The 22,371-nt window shown below is 38.7% G+C and carries 19 protein-coding genes; 5 read left to right on the forward strand and 14 right to left on the reverse strand.

The genetic code is table 11. The features are described from left to right. The first annotated feature begins 132 nt into the window (after positions 1-132). Positions 133-1,551: an aspartate ammonia-lyase gene (locus tag ACH63V_RS12980; protein WP_396463733.1), complete on the forward strand. Its 1,419-nt coding sequence runs from the start codon at positions 133-135 to the stop codon at positions 1,549-1,551. Between the two features lie 57 nt (positions 1,552-1,608). On the opposite strand, the gene ACH63V_RS12985 is transcribed toward ACH63V_RS12980, so the two are convergent. Next, positions 1,609-3,822: a TonB-dependent siderophore receptor gene (locus ACH63V_RS12985; protein WP_396463735.1), complete on the reverse strand. Its 2,214-nt coding sequence runs from the start codon at positions 3,820-3,822 to the stop codon at positions 1,609-1,611. Positions 3,823-4,338: 516 nt separating this feature from the next. Here ACH63V_RS12985 and ACH63V_RS12990 point away from each other — a divergent pair. Beyond that, positions 4,339-5,625, forward strand: coding sequence for an MFS transporter (locus ACH63V_RS12990; RefSeq protein WP_396463736.1), 1,287 nt, complete (start codon positions 4,339-4,341; stop codon positions 5,623-5,625). Between the two features lie 39 nt (positions 5,626-5,664). Here ACH63V_RS12990 and ACH63V_RS12995 read toward each other — a convergent pair whose 3' ends face one another. From ACH63V_RS12995 to ACH63V_RS13030, 8 genes are read right to left on the reverse strand one after another with little or no spacing between them, the layout of a single operon-like run. Next, the gene (locus tag ACH63V_RS12995) at positions 5,665-5,946 is read right to left on the reverse strand and encodes a DUF971 domain-containing protein (protein ID WP_396463737.1); all 282 of its coding nucleotides are present in this window, start codon (positions 5,944-5,946) and stop codon (positions 5,665-5,667) included. Further along, positions 5,930-6,928, reverse strand: coding sequence for a HEAT repeat domain-containing protein (locus ACH63V_RS13000; protein ID WP_396463738.1), 999 nt, complete (start codon positions 6,926-6,928; stop codon positions 5,930-5,932). Before ACH63V_RS13000 ends, ACH63V_RS12995 begins: the two co-directional genes overlap by 17 nt. Next, positions 6,925-7,764 (reverse strand): ABC transporter ATP-binding protein, encoded by an 840-nt coding sequence (locus tag ACH63V_RS13005; RefSeq protein ID WP_396463739.1) that lies wholly within the window; start codon positions 7,762-7,764, stop codon positions 6,925-6,927. The genes ACH63V_RS13000 and ACH63V_RS13005 overlap by 4 nt, the downstream gene beginning before the upstream one ends. A 1-nt stretch (position 7,765) precedes the next feature. Beyond that, positions 7,766-8,620 (reverse strand): ABC transporter permease, encoded by an 855-nt coding sequence (locus tag ACH63V_RS13010; protein WP_396463740.1) that lies wholly within the window; start codon positions 8,618-8,620, stop codon positions 7,766-7,768. Positions 8,621-8,654: 34 nt separating this feature from the next. Beyond that, a complete protein-coding gene (locus ACH63V_RS13015) occupies positions 8,655-10,085 on the reverse strand; it encodes an ABC transporter substrate-binding protein (RefSeq protein WP_396463741.1) in 1,431 nt (476 codons plus the stop codon). Positions 10,086-10,104: 19 nt separating this feature from the next. Next, positions 10,105-10,350 carry a ferredoxin family protein gene (locus tag ACH63V_RS13020; protein WP_000864073.1) on the reverse strand — a complete coding sequence of 82 codons (246 nt, stop codon included), beginning with the start codon at positions 10,348-10,350 and terminating at the stop codon, positions 10,105-10,107. A gap of 20 nt (positions 10,351-10,370) precedes the next feature. After that, positions 10,371-12,104: a fumarate reductase/succinate dehydrogenase flavoprotein subunit gene (locus ACH63V_RS13025; RefSeq protein WP_396463742.1), complete on the reverse strand. Its 1,734-nt coding sequence runs from the start codon at positions 12,102-12,104 to the stop codon at positions 10,371-10,373. Positions 12,105-12,132: 28 nt separating this feature from the next. Continuing rightward, positions 12,133-12,876 (reverse strand): GntR family transcriptional regulator, encoded by a 744-nt coding sequence (locus tag ACH63V_RS13030; RefSeq protein ID WP_023274243.1) that lies wholly within the window; start codon positions 12,874-12,876, stop codon positions 12,133-12,135. A 241-nt stretch (positions 12,877-13,117) separates the two neighbouring features. Between ACH63V_RS13030 and chrA the strand changes: the two genes are divergently transcribed. After that, positions 13,118-14,467, forward strand: coding sequence for a chromate efflux transporter (gene chrA, locus ACH63V_RS13035; protein ID WP_396463743.1), 1,350 nt, complete (start codon positions 13,118-13,120; stop codon positions 14,465-14,467). A gap of 18 nt (positions 14,468-14,485) precedes the next feature. Here chrA and ACH63V_RS13040 read toward each other — a convergent pair whose 3' ends face one another. Next, positions 14,486-15,340: a helix-turn-helix domain-containing protein gene (locus tag ACH63V_RS13040; RefSeq protein WP_396463744.1), complete on the reverse strand. Its 855-nt coding sequence runs from the start codon at positions 15,338-15,340 to the stop codon at positions 14,486-14,488. 166 nt (positions 15,341-15,506) lie between these two features. Here ACH63V_RS13040 and ACH63V_RS13045 point away from each other — a divergent pair, with 166 nt between their 5' ends. Continuing rightward, entirely contained in the window at positions 15,507-16,424 is a 918-nt protein-coding gene (locus ACH63V_RS13045; RefSeq protein WP_396463746.1) for a DMT family transporter, read from the forward strand. Positions 16,425-16,456: 32 nt separating this feature from the next. Here ACH63V_RS13045 and ACH63V_RS13050 read toward each other — a convergent pair whose 3' ends face one another. From ACH63V_RS13050 to ACH63V_RS13065, 4 genes are all read right to left on the reverse strand, one after another. Further along, positions 16,457-17,461: a homoserine dehydrogenase gene (locus ACH63V_RS13050; protein ID WP_396463747.1), complete on the reverse strand. Its 1,005-nt coding sequence runs from the start codon at positions 17,459-17,461 to the stop codon at positions 16,457-16,459. Between the two features lie 109 nt (positions 17,462-17,570). Beyond that, complete coding sequence (locus tag ACH63V_RS13055; protein WP_396463748.1) at positions 17,571-18,362, reverse strand: sulfite exporter TauE/SafE family protein; 792 nt, start codon at positions 18,360-18,362, stop codon at positions 17,571-17,573. A gap of 179 nt (positions 18,363-18,541) precedes the next feature. Then, a complete protein-coding gene (locus ACH63V_RS13060) occupies positions 18,542-20,197 on the reverse strand; it encodes a TIGR01244 family sulfur transferase (RefSeq protein ID WP_396463749.1) in 1,656 nt (551 codons plus the stop codon). Between the two features lie 9 nt (positions 20,198-20,206). Then, a complete protein-coding gene (locus ACH63V_RS13065) occupies positions 20,207-20,902 on the reverse strand; it encodes an MBL fold metallo-hydrolase (protein WP_396463750.1) in 696 nt (231 codons plus the stop codon). A gap of 191 nt (positions 20,903-21,093) precedes the next feature. On the opposite strand from ACH63V_RS13065, the gene ACH63V_RS13070 reads away from it, so the two are divergent. Beyond that, a complete protein-coding gene (locus ACH63V_RS13070; RefSeq protein ID WP_396463751.1) occupies positions 21,094-22,365 on the forward strand; it encodes a sigma-54 interaction domain-containing protein in 1,272 nt (423 codons plus the stop codon). The last annotated feature ends 6 nt before the right edge of the window (positions 22,366-22,371 follow it).

The following is a 22,371-nucleotide window of genomic DNA, read 5'->3' on the forward strand; positions in this document are numbered from 1 at the left end:
CAACTATTCCCTATTCATTTTAGTAGAGCTCAATTGTTATTATGCAAAAAATGCATAATTGCTTTAATAAATGCATTAGAAGTGAAGCATTTCGAATTCTAAGATGAATCATCTTAACTAATTCGAAGTTTAATGATGAACGCTGATATTACTACCCGTATTGAGAAGGATCTTATTGGTCATCGAGAAATCAACAATGACCATTATTACGGAGTTCAAACATTACGTGCTTTAGAAAATTTCAACTTAACAAATAGCAAAGTTGGAAATTTCCCTAATTTAATTAAAGCATTAGCTATGGTTAAACTAGCTTGTGCTGAAGCAAACTATAATCTTAAAAGCTTAGATCAAACTAAATTTGAAGCGATTGAATACAGCTGTAATCAGCTTATTCGTGGTAATTTCCATGACCAGTTCCCGATAGACATGATGCAAGGCGGTGCTGGTACTTCAACTAATATGAATGCAAATGAAGTATTGGCAAACGTTGCTTTAGAATATATGGGACATGCAAAAGGTCAATATCAATACTTGCATCCAAATAACGACATTAATATGTCGCAGTCAACAAATGACGTATACCCTACTGCAATTCGTTTAGGTTTATTACTTAGCTTAGATGAATTAAACCTTCCATTTAACAATTTGATTCTTAGCTTCTTGAACAAGTCTCAAGAGTTTGCGCACATTTTAAAAATGGGCCGTACTCAGTTACAAGACGCTGTGCCTATGACATTAGGTCAAGAGTTTGGTGCTTTTGCGGTAACTCTGCAAAAAGACCTTGAGCAAATTAATACGCTTATTCCAAATGTTCTAGCTTATATGAACCTTGGTGGTACGGCGATTGGTACGGGAATTACTACTGAATATAGTTACCGTGAACTTGCGATTCAAGCACTTGGAAAAATCTCTGGTAAGAAAATTAAGTCTGCTCCTGATCTAATCGAAGCCACTTCTGATATGGGTGACTTTGTTCTTTTATCTGGTTTATTAAAACGCACTGCTACTAAACTTTCAAAAATTGCCAATGACTTGCGTTTACTTTCAAGTGGTCCACGTACTGGCATTAATGAAATTAACTTAGAAGCTCGTCAACCGGGTAGTTCAATCATGCCGGGTAAAGTAAACCCAGTTATTCCTGAAGCGATGAACCTTGCTTGCTTCCAAATTATTGCAAATGATTTGGCTGTAACTTTAGCTGCTGAAGCTGGTCAATTACAGTTAAATGCAATGGAACCACTTATTGCATTCAAACTATTTGAATCTATGGATTTGCTTGGTAACGCGATGGCAATGTTTCAAAGTAAATGTATTGATACGATTACGGCGAACCCTGAGCACTGTAAAGCTTTAGTTGAAAACTCAATTGGTATTGTGACTGCGCTTAACCCATACCTAGGTTATGAAACTACAACTCGTATTGCTAAAACTGCAAATGAAACTGGACAAAGCGTATTGGCTTTAGTTCAAAATGAAGGTTTATTATCAGCACAAGTGCTTGATGAGATCTTGTCGATTAATAATATGGTTAAACCAAAAATGTCGGCTTAATTCCTGAAAATAAAAAAGGAGCTTTTATAAGCTCCTTTTTTATTAGTTCTATAATTTTTAAAAACTAAACGTTGTAGAGAACTGGGCTGTACGTGGATTACCCAAGAATAGATAGTCATCCCCCATAAATGCACCCACATCACGCCAATACTTCTTATTAAATAAGTTATCAATATTGAATCTGAATGTCGTGTCATGCCCAGCAAAATTTGTTTTATAGGCAGCACCAATATTAAAGACGCTATAGCCACCTACTTTTGCCGTGCCCTCTTTATTTGCATATTTACTGCTACTATATTGCATACCACTGAGTAATCTTAATCCTTCAACAGAAGGTACTTTATAAGATAACTGTGCTGTTGCGTGTACCTTTGGTACATTTTGAGTTTGATGACCTTTGTAGCTGTCAGTATCAATATCAACAAGACGAGATTTGGTATAGGTAATGCCAGAGCTTACGTCAACTGTATCGGTTAAAGCGCCCGTTAAACCTAACTCAATACCTTGGTTGTGTTGTTCGCCTTGTTCAACAAATTCCAACTTCCCTTCAGAATTTGTAGTCGTATATTGATTATCTTGCTTTAAATCAAAAATAGCTGCTGTTACTAAAAAGTTTCGAATTTGTTGCTTCACACCAATTTCATATTGTTCAGAATTTCTAGGTGATAGAACTTCTAAAGCATTATTAGCAAACCATGGAGCTTCGCCACCATCCGATAATCCTTTGGCATATGAAGCATAAAGATTAGTCGTAGCAGTTGGGCTATACATGAGAGCTAATTGCGGTAAGAACTTATTTAAATCTGTATCTCGGCTTTGCTGACCATCTGCCTTATAGGCTTGCTCATCAAGGTGAATAAGTTTTCCGCCCAATAAAGTTGACCACTGATCATTAAATTGAACTCGGTCAGATACAGTAAATGCAGTCTGATCACTCTCTAGAGCTTTATAATAGTTTCTCAAATCAACCTGAGCAGGTACATAATCCTTTGTTTCTTCATAAATGTTACCTGTTCCGATAGGATCAAGCTCCATCGAGTTGGAATTGTAGCGCTTCAATGTTTTATAAGTATGTTGTATTTCAAAAGCTACTTGATGCTGAATGTTGCCAGTATTGAACTGACCATTTAACCCAGCAGCAAACTGATTAGTTATACGTGTGTCATCTGGACTACGAAAATCGTAAATACCATAATTACCCTGTTTATCAAAAGTATTGCCCAAGCCGGTAACTTCACAAATGCTGCTATAACATCCCCATGGGAAAGCACTATTATCATCAATCACAACACGGCTTTGAGACGCACTTAAGCTACCATTCCATTGATCATTAAATGCATATTGATATTTCAAACTTGCATTTACACTGTTATTTACAACAGGTTTACTCCAAGACTGATAACCTAATAAACGGTCTTGATCTACATTTGTTGGTACTTCTTGCCCATCAAGCAGTTGATAACCTGGTACTGAACGTTGACTTTGATGCTGGGCTTCAATATCAAACAATAATTTAGAACGCTCATTAATTTTCCAGTCTAAAGCAACTGAACCAAACTCTCGTTTACCATTTGCGTGATCAACATTTGGGTGAATACTTTCATGCACTAAATTGACTCGATAGCCAAAATTATCATTTAAAAAGCCGCCTACATCTGTTGCCAGTGTATAGCCACCTTCTGAATTTGCATCGACTGTAATAGTTTTAACATCCGCAGGTCTTTTGGTTACATAGTTAACCACACCACCTGGTGTCGACATTCCACTTTGAATTGCAGAAATTCCTTTTAAGATTTCAACTTGCTCTTTATTTTCTAAACCTACATTTTGCTCACCACGTATGCTGTGGCCATTGATGAGATAACTTGAACCTAAATCGAGGGCAAAACCACGTGCTACAAAGTTTGGATAGTAGCCAATAGCAGCGTAGCCATCGCCCAATGATGAATCATTTTTAATCACATCGGTCAGTGTTTTTGCGTGTTGATCTGCTAGGCGCTCAGAGGTAATGGTGGTAATAGATGCAGGAGCTTTCTTTACATCACCAGTTTGAAAACCAGATAAAGTCACTTTTTTTGTTGTGTATAGCGCATCACTATTTTGTGTAGCGTTCACGGTAATGGTTGGGAGCTGTGAAACCTCCGCTTCATTTGCATAGACGACAGATGTTATGAGTGCAATAGATGAAGCTAATGCCGTTTTAGAGCATGTCATGAAGTGAAGATTTAACGAACGTCTTTCCATTGAATAGTTACCTGCCATAGCGAGCATAATTTATAGGGCTAAAAATGGTTGTCTACCCTATTTTCAGCCACGCAAGAATACAGCCACATATATTGAGAAACAACACATTCTGTATTTTTTCGATTAAGTGAATTTGAACTAACTTTTATAAGTTCATCATTATATAAATTTCTTTTATTTTGATTGAAATTGAGGTTATAACTTTTTAAGTATTATCAAATAGCCAAAATAAAACTAAGCTCAAAATGAAACGAGCAAGGAGAAATGCAACTACTCATATGACCTAAAAATTAGCTCAATGATTTTAAAAACAATTCATTATCAAATTGAGTGAAAGGAAACGTTCGATCATTGGTTAAATTCTCTTTAAATCGAACAAAAGGACGTAATCTTACTAGAATCGAATTTTAAAATTAGAAAAAATGAATGGTTAGGAATTTTAAGGAAGTGCTCAAGGTCGAGTGATTTTTAACAGTTCATTCTGTTTTTATGTAGCATACCTAAAAAATTCCTAGTTTTTGTCTACAAAATGATGGAAGAAATATGACATATACTCAGGAAGAAAAACGTAGCCGAATACGTGGGATTGTAGGCGCAGCCTCTGGTAATTTAGTTGAATGGTTCGACTTTTATATCTATGCAGTATTTGCTGCTTATTTTACTCAAGCCCTAACCGCACCTGATATGGATAGCACAACCAAGTCTATTTATGTTTGGGGTGTGTTTGCTGCAAGCTTCTTTATGCGTCCGATTGGTAGTTGGGTATTTGGGCGCATTGCAGACCGACATGGTCGTAAAAAGTCGATGATTATCTCAATCTGTCTGATGGCTCTAAGCTCCTTTTTGTTTGCAGCTTTGCCTACTTATGATCAAGTCGGTTTATTTGCTCCTTTTCTTTTACTTGTAGTGCGCTTACTTCAAGGCTTATCGGTTGGTGGTGAATATGGCGCCGTAGCAACATACATGAGTGAGTTAGGCTTAAAAGGCCAGCGAGGTTTTTACTCGTCTTTTCAGTATGTCACCCTCTCTGGTGGTCAGTTACTCGCAAGCTTACTGGGCGTTATTTTGTTGGCATTTTTAAGTGAACAACAATTACATGATGGCGGTTGGCGTATTCCGTTTATTATTGGTGGTATTGCAGCCATTCTATCTTTACTTGCCCGTAGTCGTTTAGAAGAAACGCTTTCACATCAAGATAGTGAACGCAAAGAGTCTGGTAGCTTAAGAGAGCTCTTTAAAAAGCACTGGAAAACTTTTTTATTGGTGGTTGGATACACTTCTGCTGGTTCATTAACGTTTTATGTAGAAACTGTTTATTCAAAAACCTATTTAACTAATTTAGGTATGGATGGAAAAACTGTTGGTTATATCATGACCTTCGCGCTATTTGTCTATATGTGTGCTCAACCTGTATTTGGTTCCATTTCGGATCGTATTGGGCGACGTTCTTCAATGCTGGCATTTAGCTTATTATCTGCGATTTTTATCTATCCAGTGATGGCAATTGGCATGCCTAATTATATTGATTCGCCAATCATCATTACCTTGCTACTCATTTTTATGATGATGATTTTGAGTTTCTATACATCTATTAGTGGCTTAGTAAAAGCTGAGATGTTCCCACCTCACGTACGTGCACTCGGGGTAGGATTTTCATATGCGGTAGGTAATGCTATTTTTGGTGGTTCTGCACCTTCGGTTGCTTTGCAATTTAAAGCTGCTGGAATTGAAAATACCTTCTTTATATATGTCATTGTCATGCTGATTATCTGTTTCTTGTGTAGCCTTGCGCTTCCGAAAAAACCAGATTATTTAGAACATGATCATTAAGTAAATAAGCTGCCTTCTGTCCCAAGCAGAAGGCATTTTTTAGCACTTAGCAAATTCTTTTAAAAAAGCCCACGGAAAAATCCCTTTATCATGCCCATCACTAAAACAAATTTGGGCACCGTAACCTTGATCGAACATAGCTGTCACTTCAACATTTTGGTGTTCTATTTTAATTTGCTTAATTCGCTTCGCTCGACAAAAGCCACATGGGCAAATTTCCCTTAAATTTTGATGGCTCAGACATAGGCTTAAACCATCAGTCCATATAAAGTGAACCTGTTTATTTGCAGTATCGACACGAATATTAGGTCTGGCTTGCATATTTCACCTCACCAATTTGATTTAATCCAATACGAATCGCTTTTCGTACTTCTGGGTCGGAGTCATTTTGATGTTGTTCCAATAACGTTTGAGCTTCTGATGTGCCAATTTCACCGAGTGCTAAAGCGACCTCTTTACGTAAATTACTAATTTCATGATTAAAGTTATCAGTCAAATGAGCTACTGCCAGACGCGACTTCAGTAAGCCTAAACTTCGAACTGCGGCAATACGTACTTGCCAATATAAGTCAGATAAAGCATGAATTAAGGGAGTTTCAAGCTGAACGATATGTAATTTTCCAATAGTAAGAGCAGCTTCGACTCTTAATTGCCAACTTTCCGAGGTTAAAGAGTGTTGAAGTGCTTGGATAACCTCAGCTGATATGCTCTGACTATAGGCCAAACCACCTGTTGCAATGCGGCGAACCTCATCATCTAAATCTGTTTTAGCTGTTTTTGCCAATATCGTAATCGCTTGGTCTTGTTGTAACCAACTTAATGCACTGACTGCCTCACGGCGCACAAGAGCCTCTTCATGATGTACCAAAGCAGATATCTCTGTGAAGAATTGCTGTGGTCGTAAAGATTTTAAAGCACGTAAAATTGCACTAAGAGCAAAAGTATCCGTATGCTTTAAATACGGTGCCAGGATCTGGGCCGATGCCGCATTTTTTACTTCACTTAAACTTTGACTGGCAGCTTGTCTAACATTCAGATCTGTATCAAATAAAGCTTGAGCCAATACTTGTAAACTGGTTGGATCTTCCCAGCTTTCTAACTTTTTTGCTGCCTCTTCACGAACTAAAGCTGAAGAATCGTGTTGCAATGCCGCATGTAACCAAGGGAGTAAATCTGGATTTTCTTCATCGCTAATATTCATTAAAGCAACAAAGCGAATCTTTTCATCTGCGTGATTAAGCTGTGCAAGAAATTCCTGATTATATTCATCGAGGTCATCTAAAGCTTGATAATAAAAACTCATTCGTATTCCTTAATTTGTGATTTCTTTCCAAGCCCTAATGGATTTAAGCGGCTTAACTCTTCTTGTTGAGTGGCTTCTTTTAAAGTCTGGATGCAATGTTTTTTAATAGTGGTAAATTCACTACTTGTTACAAGCTCAACGTCTCGTGGACGTTCAAACTTAAGCGGAATTTCTTCAATAATTCGCCCCGGTCGATGGCTCATAATCAACACTCGGTCAGCTAAAAAAAGTGCCTCATCAATATCGTGGGTAATAAATAAAACCGACGTTTGGATTTCTTGCCAAATTTCGAGTAATAGCATTTGCATTTTTAAACGAGTTTGAGCATCTAAAGCACCAAAAGGCTCATCCATTAATAAAATGCGAGGTTGATTAATCAGCACTCTCGCAATTTCAACTCGTTGCTGCATGCCACCAGAAAGTTCGGCTGGAAATTTATGTTCGAAACCTTTAAGCCCGACCAGATCAATCATTTTCTGAGCTTGTTCAATACGCTTTTGTTTAGCGATGCCTTTCATTTTTAAACCAAAGGCAATATTTTCAAGCACGCTTTTCCATGGAAATAAGGTATGTTGCTGGAACACCAAACCTCTGTCTGGATGTGGTTCAAGTATAGATTCATTATCGACCGTTAAAGACCCAGAACTAATGGATAAGTGCCCTGCCAAAGCACCTAATAATGTTGATTTACCGCAACCAGATGGGCCAAGTAGACATATAAACTCGCCCGGTTGTATTTCAAAATTAACCCGATCTAATGCCTGAAAACGATTTTTAGCTTGCCCTAAATGTAGCGATAGATTTTGTATACGCACATGGCCTTGTGTAATTGACATTTTATGATTTCCTCAGTTGATACCATGGGGTAAATCGGTTTCCAATCACACGCACCAAGGTACTGCTAAACATACCCAAGGCTCCGATCAACACCATGCCAACCACAATATTGCTATAGTTTTGCAAGGTGAAAGATTCCCATGTGAAATATCCAATTCCATGTTGCCCTGAAATCATTTCGGCAGTCACTAAACAGAACCAACAAGTGCCCATTCCAATAGATAAACCCGTAATAATGTTAGGTAATGCCCCCGGAATAATGACTTCATAAATGATAGCTAGATCAGAAGCACCTAGACTTTTTGCAGATGCAATGAGTCTTGGGTCAACTGCACCAACGCCATGTACCGTGTTTAATAAAATTGGAAATAAAGCCCCGATAAAAGTGATAAAAATCATAGAAGCTTCTGAGGATGGAAAAATCAGAATCGCTAAAGGAATCCATGCAACTGCTGGAATTGGACGTAATACTTCTAATGGCGGCATTAGAAATGCAGCAAGTTTTTGATAACGTCCTGCCAACAAACCAATACCTACACCAATTAAAGCCGCGAGCACAAAACCAACCACTACACGAAAGACACTAGATTCAACATGTTCAAATGCAGTGCTGAGTTGAAAGAAAGCCCAAAGCGCATGAATGACATCTAATGGTGTCGGGACATTGCTAAAGTTCACAATGCCTAAATTTATTTTAAACTGAGCAAGTCCTTGCCAAATGACTATCCAAAAAGCTATAGATGTAAAAGCAATCGCATAGTTTTTTAAATGCGCCGGATATAACCTCAATTGTTGGAAAAATTTAATCAAAAATGTACTTTGGTTTTTAGGTTTTGTTTGGACTAAACTACTCATTCGTCACCTCCTGCTTATTAGGTAAGACAACACATCAGCTCTGGGTTACAAGCTGAATAGCTTTAAAGTCATATACTTTTCCGCCCTGTTGTTTAGCCCATTTTTCAGCATCATCTTTTAATAAAAAGGCCTGAATTTGTCCTGCTTTATCTGTGGCATACCATGCCAGATTGGCAAGTAACTTAATGTCGGACTGATGATCTTGGCTATAAACCACACGCACCGTTTTTCCAGATGCTTGTATTTTCTTTAAATCAGAAAAAGCATGCTCCGGCGTTTCGTAGCTACGCACTTTTTCTTCACCCTTTACCCAAATTTGAGTCACCCGATCAAATGTTTTGATGGGTTGGCCCGTTAAAGCGTCATTCGCAACCGAAGGTGATTTTGCATAGTCAGCCAATTGCTGGCTGTAATTAAGTCCAGATGCCTGAAATGCATCCTTAATATATTGATCATCAATAAATTTATTTACATCAAGCGTACCGTCGTTTTTTCCTAAAACTTTTAAGGTGTCTATCGCAATTTGAGTCGCTTTTCGATATTCAGGTTTCCAAGTTAAGTCACGAGTTTGCAGACCTAATGGACCATGAAATAGATAAACAACTTCGGCAGGAATACCGGTTTTTTCAGCAATAAATTCACTATATTTTTCAGGTTGTTCTCGAATCAGGCGATTCGCTTCAATAGTTGCCTGTAAATAAGCTTTTATAACTTCTGGATGCTGCTGTGCATAATCCTTGCTGGCAAGTGAACCATGAAATGTAGGTGATTTTGCTTGAGAACCATCATAGATTTTTTTGGCAAAACCTTGATAAGCAAATAACTCGCCAAATGGTACGAAGTCAGCATGCGCAGCAATCTTATGACTTTTTAAGGCAGGCCCTGCTACTTCTGGCGCCTGAGCAATCACTTTAATATCTTTATCAAGTTGCCAGCCTTCAGCTTGTATTGCTCGCAATAATAGTCCGTGAGCAGTTGAGGCAAAAGGTACAGAAATTGTTTGCCCCTTTAGCTCTTTAAGTGAAGTTACTTTTGAGTCAATTGGAACAACAATCGCATTACCGCTGCCATTAATACTGCCTGACAATGGCGCTAAAAATATGCTTTCTTTTCCAGCTTTTTTAAAAGCCGCTAAATTATTAACAGCAGGAAAATCAGCCATTGCTCCCAAATCTAGACGCCCAGCCACCATCTCACTGGTCAGTGGTGCACCAGAGGTAAAGTTTTTCCATTGAATGTCATATTTAACATTCTTGTATTCACCATCTTTAGGTAAATATTTTGGTAATAGATTCAATTCACGAATCAGCAACCCACCTGTTGCACAGTTAATGGTGGTGTCTTGCGTGCCAATGGCTACACGAACAGTTTCTGTTTTACTGCCGCACCCCAAAGTGCCAAGTACCATGGCACCAATTAAGCTACTGAGTAATAGTTTTTTATTGATCAATTTATTTTGTCTCATGTTGAGCATTCCAAATTAATTATTTGAGTAGGTATGGGATATTTACTTTGACTGCATCTGTTGGGCAGTCCTTTTCACAAGGCATGCAGTACCAACATTCATCAAACTGCATGAAAGCTTTTTGGGTTGTTGGATCGATTGCCAATAAATCCATTGGACAAACATCTACACAGACTGTGCATCCTTTATCAGCAATACATTTATCTTCATCGATAATGACGGGTGCGACAGTACGGTGCTGAACTTCTTTAAAAATAAAAGCCATGATTTGAATTCCTGATTTATTTAGTCTGCTAGAGCAACGTCTTTTTGAATACGTAAACGGTCATACGACACAGCTTCATCTTGATTAATCGGAACCACATAAGGCTCGATTGTTTTTTTGAAACTGACCATGTTGCCGTGTTCATCTTTTTTCAAATGAGCGTGACAGAACCAATCCGAGTTATTTTTTTGAGGGAAATCTGCTCTATAGTGGTACAGTCCCCAGCGGCTTTCCTCCCTAAAGAGTGAGGCTCTTGCTGCCATTTCCGCACAGTCTCGAATAAAAGAAACTTCAGCAGCACGCATCAGTTCATGCGGATTTCTTGCAGAGATTCGCTTAATATCCTGTTTAATTTCTTCAAAACGTTTGAGCCCAATTTCCATTTTTTGGCGAGTTTTAGGAGGCTGCAAATAGTCATTTACAAAACGGCGCAGCTTATATTCCACTTGTTCGGCTGGTAAACCTTCAGAGCAATCCAGTGGCGCAAATATTCGAGCTTTTTCTGTTTCTATTTCGCTTTGGTTTAATTCGCTATCTTCAATTGCATTCACATATTGCGCGGCATTTACACCCGCAAACCATCCGTAGGTAAATGCACCAAGCATATAGTTATGAGGTACAGCCGCCATATCGCCAGCACTATATAAGCCTTTAACCGAAGTCTCGGCTTTTTCATTGACCCATACGCCAGAAGCACTGTGTCCACTACAAAAACCAATTTCTGAAATATGCATTTCCACCATATCTTGACGGTAATTGGTTCCTCGACCCTCATGAAAACGTCCACGGCTTGGGCGCTCATTGGTATGCAAGATTTCTTCGATGGTTTGAATGGTTTCTTCGGCCAAATGATCTACTTTTAAATAAACAGGACCATTACCACTTTCCAGTTCTTGGTAAAACTCCCACATCATTTGACCACTCCAGTAGTCACATTCAATGAAGCGTTCACCTTTACTATTGGCGGTATAACCTCCTAAAGGTCCAGTCACATAGGCACAAGCCGGACCGTTATAGTCTTTAATCAACGGATTAATCTGGAAACATTCTAAGTTGGCAAGTTCAGCACCTGCATGGTATGCCATTGCATAGCCGTCACCTGCATTGGTTGGGTTTTCATAAGTGCCCATCAAATAGCCAGAAGCTGGCAAACCTAAACGCCCTGCGGCACCACAACATAAAATGGCAGCTTTCGTTTTAATGACATAAAAGTCACCACTACGACAGTCAAAGCCAAGTACACCATTGATTGCACCTTGCTCATTTTTTAGAAGCTTTGTGGTGACAATCCGATTATTAATTTTGACTTGAGCACGTTTTAATTGACGATATAAAACTTTTTTAACGTCATGACCTTCGGGCATTGGTAAAACATATGCCCCCATGTGATGTACTTTTTTTACTGCAAATTCACCTGTCTCATCTTTTTCAAACTTAATACCCCATTGATCGAGCTGTTGAATGGTTGTGAAACTATGCTTCGCATATGCATATACAGTGGTTTGGTTAACCACTCCATCATTGGCAATCGTAATTTCTTTGGTGTATTGCTCGGGTGTTGCATAGCCCGGAATGACAGCATTATTCAGCCCATCCATTCCCATTGAAATTGCTCCACTGCGTTTTACATTCGCTTTTTCAATGAGCAAGACTTTTAAATTCGGGTTTTCTTGTTTTGCTTTAATCGCAGCCATTGGTCCAGCAGTTCCACCACCAATAACCACAATATCGAACTCAAGATATTTAGTTTCCATTGTAAAATCCTTATTTTTATCTGAGTTATTAACGATGAATACGTAAACGGTACTGGAAGGTATCGCCTGAAAAATAGAGATATTCATAGTCAATCGGTTGGCCATTTGCGTCATGAGTCAAACGTTCGACCCGTAATACAGGAGTTCCGATTTCAACTTGCAGCAAAGCCGCTAATTCTTCATCCGCTACCGTGGCATCAATACTTAAATCCGCATGTCCCAAAGGAATATCGCACTCTTGTTCTAATGCCTTGAAAATATCGGTTGTACGTAAATCAATCGCTTTTTCTTTAAGCTTCAAACCAATATGTTCTGGCAAATAAGTCAACTCATAAGACACTGGTTGACGGTTGAGCAAACGAACACGTTGAATTTCATATACATTGGCTTTAACAGGTAACTTTAATTTGGGCACAACGTGCATCGGGATCTGTTTGAGCTCGGCCGAGATGACACGGTTTAAAATTTCGTGACCAGCAGATGACATTGCTTCCGCAAAACCTTGCAAACTTGAGATGTTCTGGAACGTTTTTGGCTTACTTACAAAGGTCCCTTTACCCGGCACCTTAAAAATATAGCCTTCCAACTGTAATTGGTTGAGTGCTTGGCGAACTGTGATTCGACTTACACCGAACTGTTCAGCAAACTCATTTTCAGATGGAATTTGGCTCAACACTGCGTATTCGCCATTTACAATTTTGTTAAGGATGAGTTCCCTTAACTGATCGTAAAGAGGCTTGTGATTTTTGGGATCGTGGGGTAGCTGGCTCACGGCTTACAACCTGTTATAACAACTTGAGCAAATAATGTTTAAAATGTTTCAACTTTGGAAATAATTTAAAGCGATAACTTTAGTTAAAAAAATAATTTCAATGAATATCAATAAATTAGTTAATAGTTATCTATAAAATTTGAATTATTATCATAAAAAATACATTTGTATTTGTTATGCTATAAAACATACTCCGTTATGCCATAAACGTAAAAATTACTATTATTTTTTAGGGGATAATATGCAACAAAAACAACAAAATACCCCTGATGATTCAGTGGGTAAGGTCACCTTCTGGCAAGCCTTTTTATTTTGGCTCAAGCTCGGCTTTATTAGCTTTGGGGGGCCAGCTGGACAAATCGCTGTCATGCATCAGGAACTCGTTGAACAAAAGCGCTGGATATCTGAAAAAAGATTTTTGCATGCCCTGAACTACTGCATGCTGTTACCCGGCCCTGAAGCACAGCAATTAGCAACCTACATTGGTTGGCTTATGCATAGAACTGCTGGAGGATTGGTTGCAGGTATTCTATTTGTATTACCCTCCTTATTTATTTTAATCGGACTGTCTTGGGTTTATATAAAATTTGGAGATGTTCCCGTTATCGCAGGCATTTTCTACGGGATCAAGCCTGCTGTTACCGCAATTGTTTTTCATGCAACGTACCGTATAGGAAGCCGCTCACTTAAGAATAAATTTTTATGGTTCATCGCAATTGCTGCGTTTCTTGCCATTTTTGTCTTAAAGCTTCCTTTCCCGCTTATTGTTTTATCAGCAGGTATTGCTGGCTATTTAACAAGTAAAAAATACCCAGAACTATTTTCCTCAGCGGCTGGACATAAAGCTAGTCAAAAGGATTATGGTCCAGCATTTATTGATGATGATACACCGCCCCCAGAGCATGCTAAATTCCATTGGTCGCGGTTAGCTAAACTTATTTTTGTGGCAATCGTTTTATGGTTATTGCCAATTTTAGCTTTAGGCGCATATTTTGGATGGCATCATTCTTATACCCAAATGGCGTGGTTTTTTACTAAAGCTGCATTGCTGACTTTTGGGGGTGCATATGCAGTTTTACCTTATGTCTATCAAGGCGCTGTAAATCATTTTGGATGGCTTTCACCTACGCAAATGATTGATGGATTGGCACTTGGGGAAACTACACCAGGCCCACTGATTATGGTTGTTGCCTTTGTTGGTTTTTTAGGAGGTGTTAATCATTCATTACTTGGGCCCGAGCATCTATTTTTTGCTGGAGCACTTGGCGCAGTCATTGTCACTTGGTTTACCTTTCTCTTTTCATTTGTATTTATTTTTGCGGGTGCGCCCATTATTGAATCTACACATAATGAAATTAAATTTACTGCGCCACTCACTGCAATTACCGCGGCTGTGGTCGGTGTCATTTTAAATTTAGCATTATTTTTTAGTTATCACGTGTTATGGCCACAAGGCTTTTCAGGGCATTTTGATATTGTTGCAGCCCTCATTACCGTGGCTGCATTTATTGCTTTATTCCGCTTTAACATTAACGTGCTATATGTCATTTTTACATCAGCACTGATTGGTTTAGGCGTTTATCTTTTATAAAAATGAGTCATGAGTCCTTTAACGTAACTGTGAAGGACTCATGCCATAAAACTGTTTAAAGCGATGGCTTAAATGGCTTGCTGAACTAAAACCACATACCAAAGCAATATCTTGTAAAGAAAGCTGAGATGACTGAATTAACCCTTTTGCCTTAGTTAAGCGTCTTTGCATGACATATTGATGAGGCGCCATATTCATGGATTGCTTAAACATATGAGCAAAATGGTATTCGCTTAAATTCACAACATTTGCCAAGTCTGACAAAGTGAGTGCTTGGTCTAAATGCCCTTCAATCCATTCCTGAATATATTTAAGTTTATGAGGAGCAAGGCCTCCTTTAATGGCAGGCTGTTGCCATTGAACACTACTGTATCTTCGAATTAAATGATTCAACAATAAACTGGCTGTAGTACTCATTTGTAAGTGGTTTGCTGAATCGCTCCAGTCACAATCTAATAGGAAAAACTGATATAACGCTCGAATCTTTTCGTCATCGTTAAAAACAACTTCGTTTAGTTCAATTTGATTGGGTTCTTTGTCCCATATTTTTTCGGCGACATCACGCAAATGTTGGTCGGTATAATACAAATGGACAAATTTAAGCCCACCACGTATATCCCAAGTCGACTCCTGATGCTCAGGCAATAAGCAAAAACGCCCCGGCCCACCGCCGTTTTTCCAACCCGCAGGTGTTTTTTGATAGCTTTCATAGCCATCTTGAATATATAGGCTTAGAGTGTGGTGATCGCTACAGACACTTACACGATCTTGCTGATTAGACCAAAATGCAAGTTGCATATTCTCATCAAGCACCACAGTTTCGTGAAGCTTAGCTTTAGATTGCTGTAGCTGTTCTAAAGTTTGATAGGCCATGCAAAATTAAAACGAATATCATTGAGCTTAAGTTAACCATATTCAGCAAAATTCAGCTAGTTCAGTCATATAAAAAACGCAAGATCTTGCATGTACAACACAAGAATATATACGTGAAAAATGAAGCATTCCTAGATACTTAAGCTTGGTAATCGAGGATGAACTTATGAATATTTTACTCTATGTTGCGGTGGTGTTGATTTGGGGGACAACATGGATTGGAATTGCCGTTCAAAGCCACTATGCAACACCCGTCGTCGCAATTTTATGGCGTTTTGCCATTTCAGCCTTATTACTGTGGGTTGTTTTACTATTTTCAGGAAAATTACAGCGAATTGCTTTAAAAGATCACTTGTTTTGTATGCTGCAAGGCCTTTGTGTTTTCGGCCTAAACTTTATTTGTTTTTACACTGCAGTTAAATATGTAAATAGCGGTTTAGAGTCTGTCATTTTTTCAATGGCTGTTTTCTTTAATGCCATTAATGCACTTATCTTTTTTAAGCAGAAACCTTCCCCAAACTTTGCACCAGCTGCACTTTTAGGTCTAAGTGGTATTGTTTTGCTATTTTGGCATGACCTCATTAATAGCCAGTTTAACGCGCAGTTATTAATGGGTATTGGGTTATGTGCAGTAGGCACTTACGGTTTTTCTTTAGGAAATATGATTAGTGTTAGACATCAAAAGCGTGGTTTAAATATCTTTTCAACAAATTGTTATGCCATGACTTATGGGGCATTGGTGATGTTAAGTCTAGCTTTATTTACTGGACAAAATTTAATGCCGCCAATGAATTTCCCATTTTTAAGTTCGGTACTTTACTTGGCTGTATTTGGTACGGTTATTGGGTTCTCCGCTTATTTTTCTTTGGTCGGGCGAATTGGTGCAGCTAAAGCAGCCTATAGCACATTACTCTTCCCTTTAGTCGCTCTAACAGTTTCGACTTTCTTTGAAGGATATCAGTGGACTTTAAATGCATTATTTGGAATTTTATTAATCTTACTCGGCAACTACTTAATGTTTAGTAAATTTGAAATTGGAAAAAAGTTATTTAATAGTCAAAAAAGTTGTGAAAAGCAGGCCTAAAAGCCTGCTTTTTTATAAATCATAATTTATCTCTAACAGCTCGTTTTTAGCATCAGCTCAAAATCTTTTAAAGCCGCTGCTGCTGTAGCTAAAGGTGCAGATGCTCCTCCACTTACAACAAGTTCACCCATTTCTTGAGTTAACACTCGAATGCACTTATTAGAACCTTGCAGATGAGCAAAAGAATGATGTGCCGGAACTAATCTTAATTCAACACCAGTTTGAATTTGCTGATTTTCAATATGAATAAAACCAACCAGACGAGGAACTACGTTTTCTTTTTTCCAATCACGAATATGATCGGCTGTGACATGACTGATTCTTTGTCTTGGAATATCTTGAATTTTTACATCAGCCCCCAAAACAGTATTTGCCAATATCGTAATTTTAGCAGCGGTATCCCATCCATCTACATCGAAAGAGCTGTCAGGTTCTGCAATCCCTTTTGTTTGAGCTTTTCCAAGAGATTCTGCAAACGCACATTCATGTTGCAACATATCATTTAAAATAAAATTTGTGGTGCCCGTAAAAACACCTTCTATTTCTAAAATTTGGCAGCCAGCCAAGTTATATTCAAACAAATCAACAGTGGGTAAAGCCGCAGCCGTTGCACCGCTAAAAAATAGTTTTTTATTATGTTGATGTGCCAAGTTAATTAATTTTTTGCCTTCGACGACTAACGCACCTTTAGACACTGCAATCGCATTCATACTATGTGTTAAAGCGTAATTTAAATAAAATAGGCCTTTTCCACCTGTCATATAGTCACTTGGCCCTGCCTCAATAATGACATCCGCCTGAACCTGTTCTAAAAATTTTTGCTCAGTTAGACCTGCTTGATATTGTGTTTTATCTAGCCACTTTGCAGCTTGTAAACCTTCTTGATCAATTAAACCTGAAGATGAGTTGCACACACCCACTAAACGGGCATCAATTTGATATTTTTGTTGATAATATGCCGATCGATTTAAAAGAAGCTCTGCAATTTGTTGCCCAATCCGTCCAAAACCACAAATTGCCACGTTAACTCGCTTCATTTCGCTTTCTCAAAAATTTAAATGGTTTAAATCAATTTTCCCAAGATAATTTTAACATCTCATCTTTGGAAAATTGCTAACTATAGAGATAGTTAAAATACTATATTACTTAGATATTTGTTAGATTAACTATCTTAATAACCATATAAATTGCGACAGCAAAAACCATTAAAGCAAAGACTTTTTGTACAATCGCAGGTGGAATAAAGCGAATGGCTCGACGACCTAATAGCATGCCTGCTACACATGCAAGAGCAAATGCGCTGGTAATGGCGACTGGATAATGAAAACCCTCTGCAATATGCATCACAATACTTATGCCACTAATGAGAAAAATAATCATAAGTGAGGTTGCAACAATGCTATGCATATCCAAATTTGTGACTTTTCTAAGCGCTGGTACAATTACAAAGCCACCACCAACCCCTAGCATACCAGTTAAAAGCCCCGCAATAATCCCGATGCTCGCAAGCACACCACCAGTTTTAAAATTCCAGATAAAGCGTCCCGTACTTGGGTTGACCTGACACGGCGGGTTATGAAAGTCTGATACTCGGTTACTGATAAGTCGATAGCCCACTGTAAACATGACCAAGCTAAACATTAACATGAGCCAAATAGGTGAAATCGTGTTGGCTATTAAAATTCCAATATGTGCCATAGGGGCGCCAATTAAGGCAATCCAAATAGCAGCACGATAACGCACAATCTTTTTAAACAAGCCTTCAATGGTTCCAATGAGTGTAGACAGCGCAACTGCCAACAATCCAATCGGCGCAGCTTGAGCCACACTCCAGCCTTGACTGGTCATGAGCGCAGGTACAGCAAGAATGCCCCCACCTGCTCCTGTAAGGCCAAGTAAAAAGCCAATCATGATGCCTTCAACGACAAGTAATAACATATCAAAAGCCTAAAATTGCATATACATCATTTGCAGTAGATTGCTGGTTAATGAGTGAGTAGATCTCGTCTTCTTGCGAAGCTTTAACCGCTTCTCAGGGTAAAGATTATTAATCTTTACTTATCCTCTTCCGCTCGAGCATAGCTCTCGCCTTGCGCTCGTACAAAGCGTTGCTTTGTTTATCCTCGCTCAGGTTTGACCATCCACTCGCGGCCCTTGAGCATGCCTTGCCAGTAAATCGGCGGTAAAATCTGTTCTTTAAGCAACCATGCCAAACGAGATGGTTTCTGCCCATCGATGACCCACTTTGGAAAACTTGGGAGTAATTTGCCGCCGTAACCAAACTCAGCCAGAACGATTTTTCCACGCTCTACCGTGAGTGGACATGAACCATAACCGTTGTATTCACAGAAGTTTTGTTCACCTTTGAGCTGGGCTATAACATTCACCGCAACGATCGGAGCTTGTGCTCGTGCCGCAGCAGCAGTTTTAGCATTAGGTGCATTCATCACATCGCCTAAAGCGAAAATATTGGCATGCTGCGTGTGTTGTAAAGTTTGTGGATTCACACTCACCCAGCCTGCTTCATCAGTGAGTGTGCTGGCACGAATAAAGTCTGGGGCTTGTTGTGGTGGAACGACATGCAACATATCGAAATCAGTCTCGACCAATGCTGCATTTTCATCATTCACTACCTTAAACCATGCTTTTTTTGCAGGACCATCTACTTTGACCAGTTGATGATTAAAGTGCAGTTGCGAGTCATATTTTTCGACATATTGCATTAGTGCAGGAACATATTCCTTCACACCAAATAAAACAGCGCCAGTGTTATAAAAATGAATAGAGATATCTTTAAGTTTGCCTTGCTTTAACCAATAGTCAGCTGAAAGGTACATTGCTTTTTGAGGAGCACCCGCACATTTAATCGGCATAGGCGGCTGGGTAAAGATTGCCTTTCCACCGTTTAGCTGTTGCACCAGTTCCCATGTATACGGCGCTAAATCATAACGATAGTTAGACGTCACCCCATTTTTTCCTAAGGTTTCAACTAAACCTTCAATTCCATGCCAATTCAGTTTTAAACCAGGACAGACGACCAACGCTTTATATTGAATGGGTTGGCATCCTTCCATAATGACCTGATTATGCTCAGGATCAAATCCAGCAACTGCTGCTTTCATCCATTTCACTTTTGAAGGAATTACACTTGCCATTGAGCGTGCGGTTACTTGTGGTTTAAAAATACCGCCACCGACCATAGTCCAGCCTGGTTGATAATAATGGGTATCTGCCGGATCAATAATGACAATATCTAAATGGGGTTCACGAGACAGTAAGCTCGAAGCAACAGAAATTCCAGCTGCTCCTGCACCAACTATCACGACGCTATAACAAGGAATTGTGGCTGGTTCATGGTCACGTTTTAAAATACGTGGCACTAACCCTTTCAAGTTAAAACCAAGTTTGTTACCTGCTTCTACTAATAAAACCGCATCTTTCGGGGCAACTTCTGCTAAAGCCCATAAACTGATTGCACGCATACCAGAACGGCAATACGCTAAAACAGGTTTCTGAACATTCTGATAAAGCTGCTTAAACTCGGTAACTTGTTGGTCGGTAATTTTGCCGCTGGTCACAGGCTGATAAATTACATTTAGACCATATTGTTGAGCTGCTTCTTCAATTTCAATCACATTGGGTTGGTCTGCACCTTCTCCATCTGGACGGTTACATATCAGTGTTTTTACTCCCTGATCTGCAATTTTTGCGATATCGTCGGCAGTAATCTGGCCAGCAACAAAAAAATCTTGATTAACTCGTTTAAGTTCCATATCGCCACCTTATGATTGTGAAGTTGAGCCACAGGCCTGATTGGCAGGTAGCGCTTTATCGATTTGTTTTGGATATGGCAGATTTAAGTTATTCATTAATTTAATAAAATCTTCACGCGAGCGATTTTGACCTAGACGTGAATTATTTAAGCGTTCATAACCAATCGTTGAAGATAGACGACCTTTGTAATCGTGTCCCGGATACACAATAGTCTCGTCAGGTAAGCTGAAAAGTTGTTTATGAATACTGTCATAAAGTGTGCCTGCATTACCTTGTTGGAAGTCAGTTCGACCACATCCATCAATTAATAATGCATCACCAGTGAAAACCATGTTTTCAACCAAATAACTCGTACAAGCATTGGTATGACCTGGTGTGTAACGCGCTTCAATACTGAGGTTGCCGACTTTAAGCATGCAACCATCTGTAATTAAAATATCTCCGCAATTTACATCTGAGTTTCGGTGTAAAACCGATTTGCAATGAAAGCGTTCACGAAGTAAATTTGCAGCCGTAATATGGTCTGCATGAACATGGGTATCTAAGGTATAGATGAGCGTAAATTGATGCTGCTCTAATTCTTTTGCATAAATCTCAATATCTGATGCGACTGGATCAATCAAAACAGCCTCTCGTGTTTCTTCACATCCAAGCATATATGTATAAGTCGAACTTTCTTTTTCAAAAAACTGCTTAAAGAACATGATTTATACCCTAATAATTTATTTCTTTCCTATATTTTGCAAATAAGATGCCAATTATTTAAAATTAAATAATAAATATAAAAATCAAATATTTAAAATAATAAATAAATTTTAAGCTAGAAAATAAACTCAGCTTGATGTTCCTATGAAACTCAAGTATGTTTCAATGAAACGATTGTGAAACACATGAAATGGCAAAGTTAAATTTTGAGTCAGAACAAGATTTTTTTACTTTATTTGAGCAATTAAAAGCTTTATTCCCAAATGCGAGTCTGTTTCTAGCTGACACAACGACTCAAGCAATTCACTATAAATTTAATACAGATGACATTTCTGTAGAGAACATGGCAGCGCTTACTCAAGACCATCACAATCAATATCTCGAAATTAATACTCCTAAAATGAGAAAGCGATTTATCTATCAAGAACATGATATTTATATTGCCGAGCATCGCATTATCGGGAAATTGCATATTCTACACCCCATTAGCATAGAGAATGATATCGCTGATCAACTAGAGCTCACAGAACAATTACAAGACTTGGCTAAAGTTTTCAATAGTTGTTCACCAGAAATGGCCCGTATGTTTTCAATCATTCAAAGAGTGGCAATTACTGAATTTCCAGTGCTTGTTCGCGGTGAATCTGGTAGTGGTAAAGAGCTTGTGGCAAAAGCAATTCATGATTATAGCCAACGTAGAAATAAAATTTTTGTAGCGATTAACTGTGCTGCTCTCAATGCCAATATTTTAGAAAGTGAACTATTTGGGCATGTGAAAGGTGCTTTTACGGGAGCAATTCGTGACCATAAAGGCGTGTTTGAACGTGCTGCTGGCGGAACGTTGTTTCTAGATGAAATTGCCGAGATTCCTTTAGAACTTCAAGCTAAATTATTACGGGTGTTAGAAACAGGTGAATTTACGCCTGTAGGTGGTGAAAAACCGATTCAGGCCAATGTCCGAATTATTACTGCAACACATAAAGCTTTACGCGAAGAGGCTAAGGCTGGGCGTTTCCGTCATGATCTACTATACCGTTTGCGTGTAATTCCAATTTTTATACCACCGCTCAGAGAGCGAAAAGTCGATATACCTCTCATTGTCGATCAGATTTTAAAAGAAAGCTCCACTCAACTAGACACAATGCCTCGTCATGTTAATCAAAAAGCCATGCAGATTTTATTGAACTATGACTGGCCTGGGAATGTTCGTGAACTTAAAAACACCCTGCTTTATGCTTTAACCATGGCAAATGGTAAGGATGAAATTGAAGTCGAAGACTTACCAAATGAACTCTTAAATGCTGAAGATTACGTTAAATTGCCTGAGACAAATACAGAACTTACCCCTGAAAATGTACAAGCTGCTTTAGAAAAATATGACCATAACCTGAATATGGTTGCTAATATTTTTGGTATTAGCCGTACAACGCTTTGGCGATACAGACAAAAGCATAAGCTTTAGTTAGGT

The organism is Acinetobacter sp. ABJ-A23_2 (genome assembly GCF_044538765.1).
In the GTDB taxonomy this organism is placed as follows: domain Bacteria; phylum Pseudomonadota; class Gammaproteobacteria; order Pseudomonadales; family Moraxellaceae; genus Acinetobacter; species Acinetobacter nosocomialis_A.

Coding starts and splice junctions, on each gene's coding strand:
- ACH63V_RS12980 (WP_396463733.1), top strand. CDS start 133: ATGATGAACGCTGATATTACTACCCGTATTGAGAAGGATCTTATTGGT.
- ACH63V_RS12985 (WP_396463735.1), bottom strand. CDS start 3,822: ATGCTCGCTATGGCAGGTAACTATTCAATGGAAAGACGTTCGTTAAAT.
- ACH63V_RS12990 (WP_396463736.1), top strand. CDS start 4,339: ATGACATATACTCAGGAAGAAAAACGTAGCCGAATACGTGGGATTGTA.
- ACH63V_RS12995 (WP_396463737.1), bottom strand. CDS start 5,946: ATGCAAGCCAGACCTAATATTCGTGTCGATACTGCAAATAAACAGGTT.
- ACH63V_RS13000 (WP_396463738.1), bottom strand. CDS start 6,928: ATGAGTTTTTATTATCAAGCTTTAGATGACCTCGATGAATATAATCAG.
- ACH63V_RS13005 (WP_396463739.1), bottom strand. CDS start 7,764: ATGTCAATTACACAAGGCCATGTGCGTATACAAAATCTATCGCTACAT.
- ACH63V_RS13010 (WP_396463740.1), bottom strand. CDS start 8,620: ATGAGTAGTTTAGTCCAAACAAAACCTAAAAACCAAAGTACATTTTTG.
- ACH63V_RS13015 (WP_396463741.1), bottom strand. CDS start 10,085: ATGAGACAAAATAAATTGATCAATAAAAAACTATTACTCAGTAGCTTA.
- ACH63V_RS13020 (WP_000864073.1), bottom strand. CDS start 10,350: ATGGCTTTTATTTTTAAAGAAGTTCAGCACCGTACTGTCGCACCCGTC.
- ACH63V_RS13025 (WP_396463742.1), bottom strand. CDS start 12,104: ATGGAAACTAAATATCTTGAGTTCGATATTGTGGTTATTGGTGGTGGA.
- chrA (WP_396463743.1), top strand. CDS start 13,118: ATGCAACAAAAACAACAAAATACCCCTGATGATTCAGTGGGTAAGGTC.
- ACH63V_RS13040 (WP_396463744.1), bottom strand. CDS start 15,340: ATGGCCTATCAAACTTTAGAACAGCTACAGCAATCTAAAGCTAAGCTT.
- ACH63V_RS13045 (WP_396463746.1), top strand. CDS start 15,507: ATGAATATTTTACTCTATGTTGCGGTGGTGTTGATTTGGGGGACAACA.
- ACH63V_RS13050 (WP_396463747.1), bottom strand. CDS start 17,461: ATGAAGCGAGTTAACGTGGCAATTTGTGGTTTTGGACGGATTGGGCAA.
- ACH63V_RS13055 (WP_396463748.1), bottom strand. CDS start 18,362: ATGTTATTACTTGTCGTTGAAGGCATCATGATTGGCTTTTTACTTGGC.
- ACH63V_RS13060 (WP_396463749.1), bottom strand. CDS start 20,197: ATGGAACTTAAACGAGTTAATCAAGATTTTTTTGTTGCTGGCCAGATT.
- ACH63V_RS13065 (WP_396463750.1), bottom strand. CDS start 20,902: ATGTTCTTTAAGCAGTTTTTTGAAAAAGAAAGTTCGACTTATACATAT.
- ACH63V_RS13070 (WP_396463751.1), top strand. CDS start 21,094: ATGGCAAAGTTAAATTTTGAGTCAGAACAAGATTTTTTTACTTTATTT.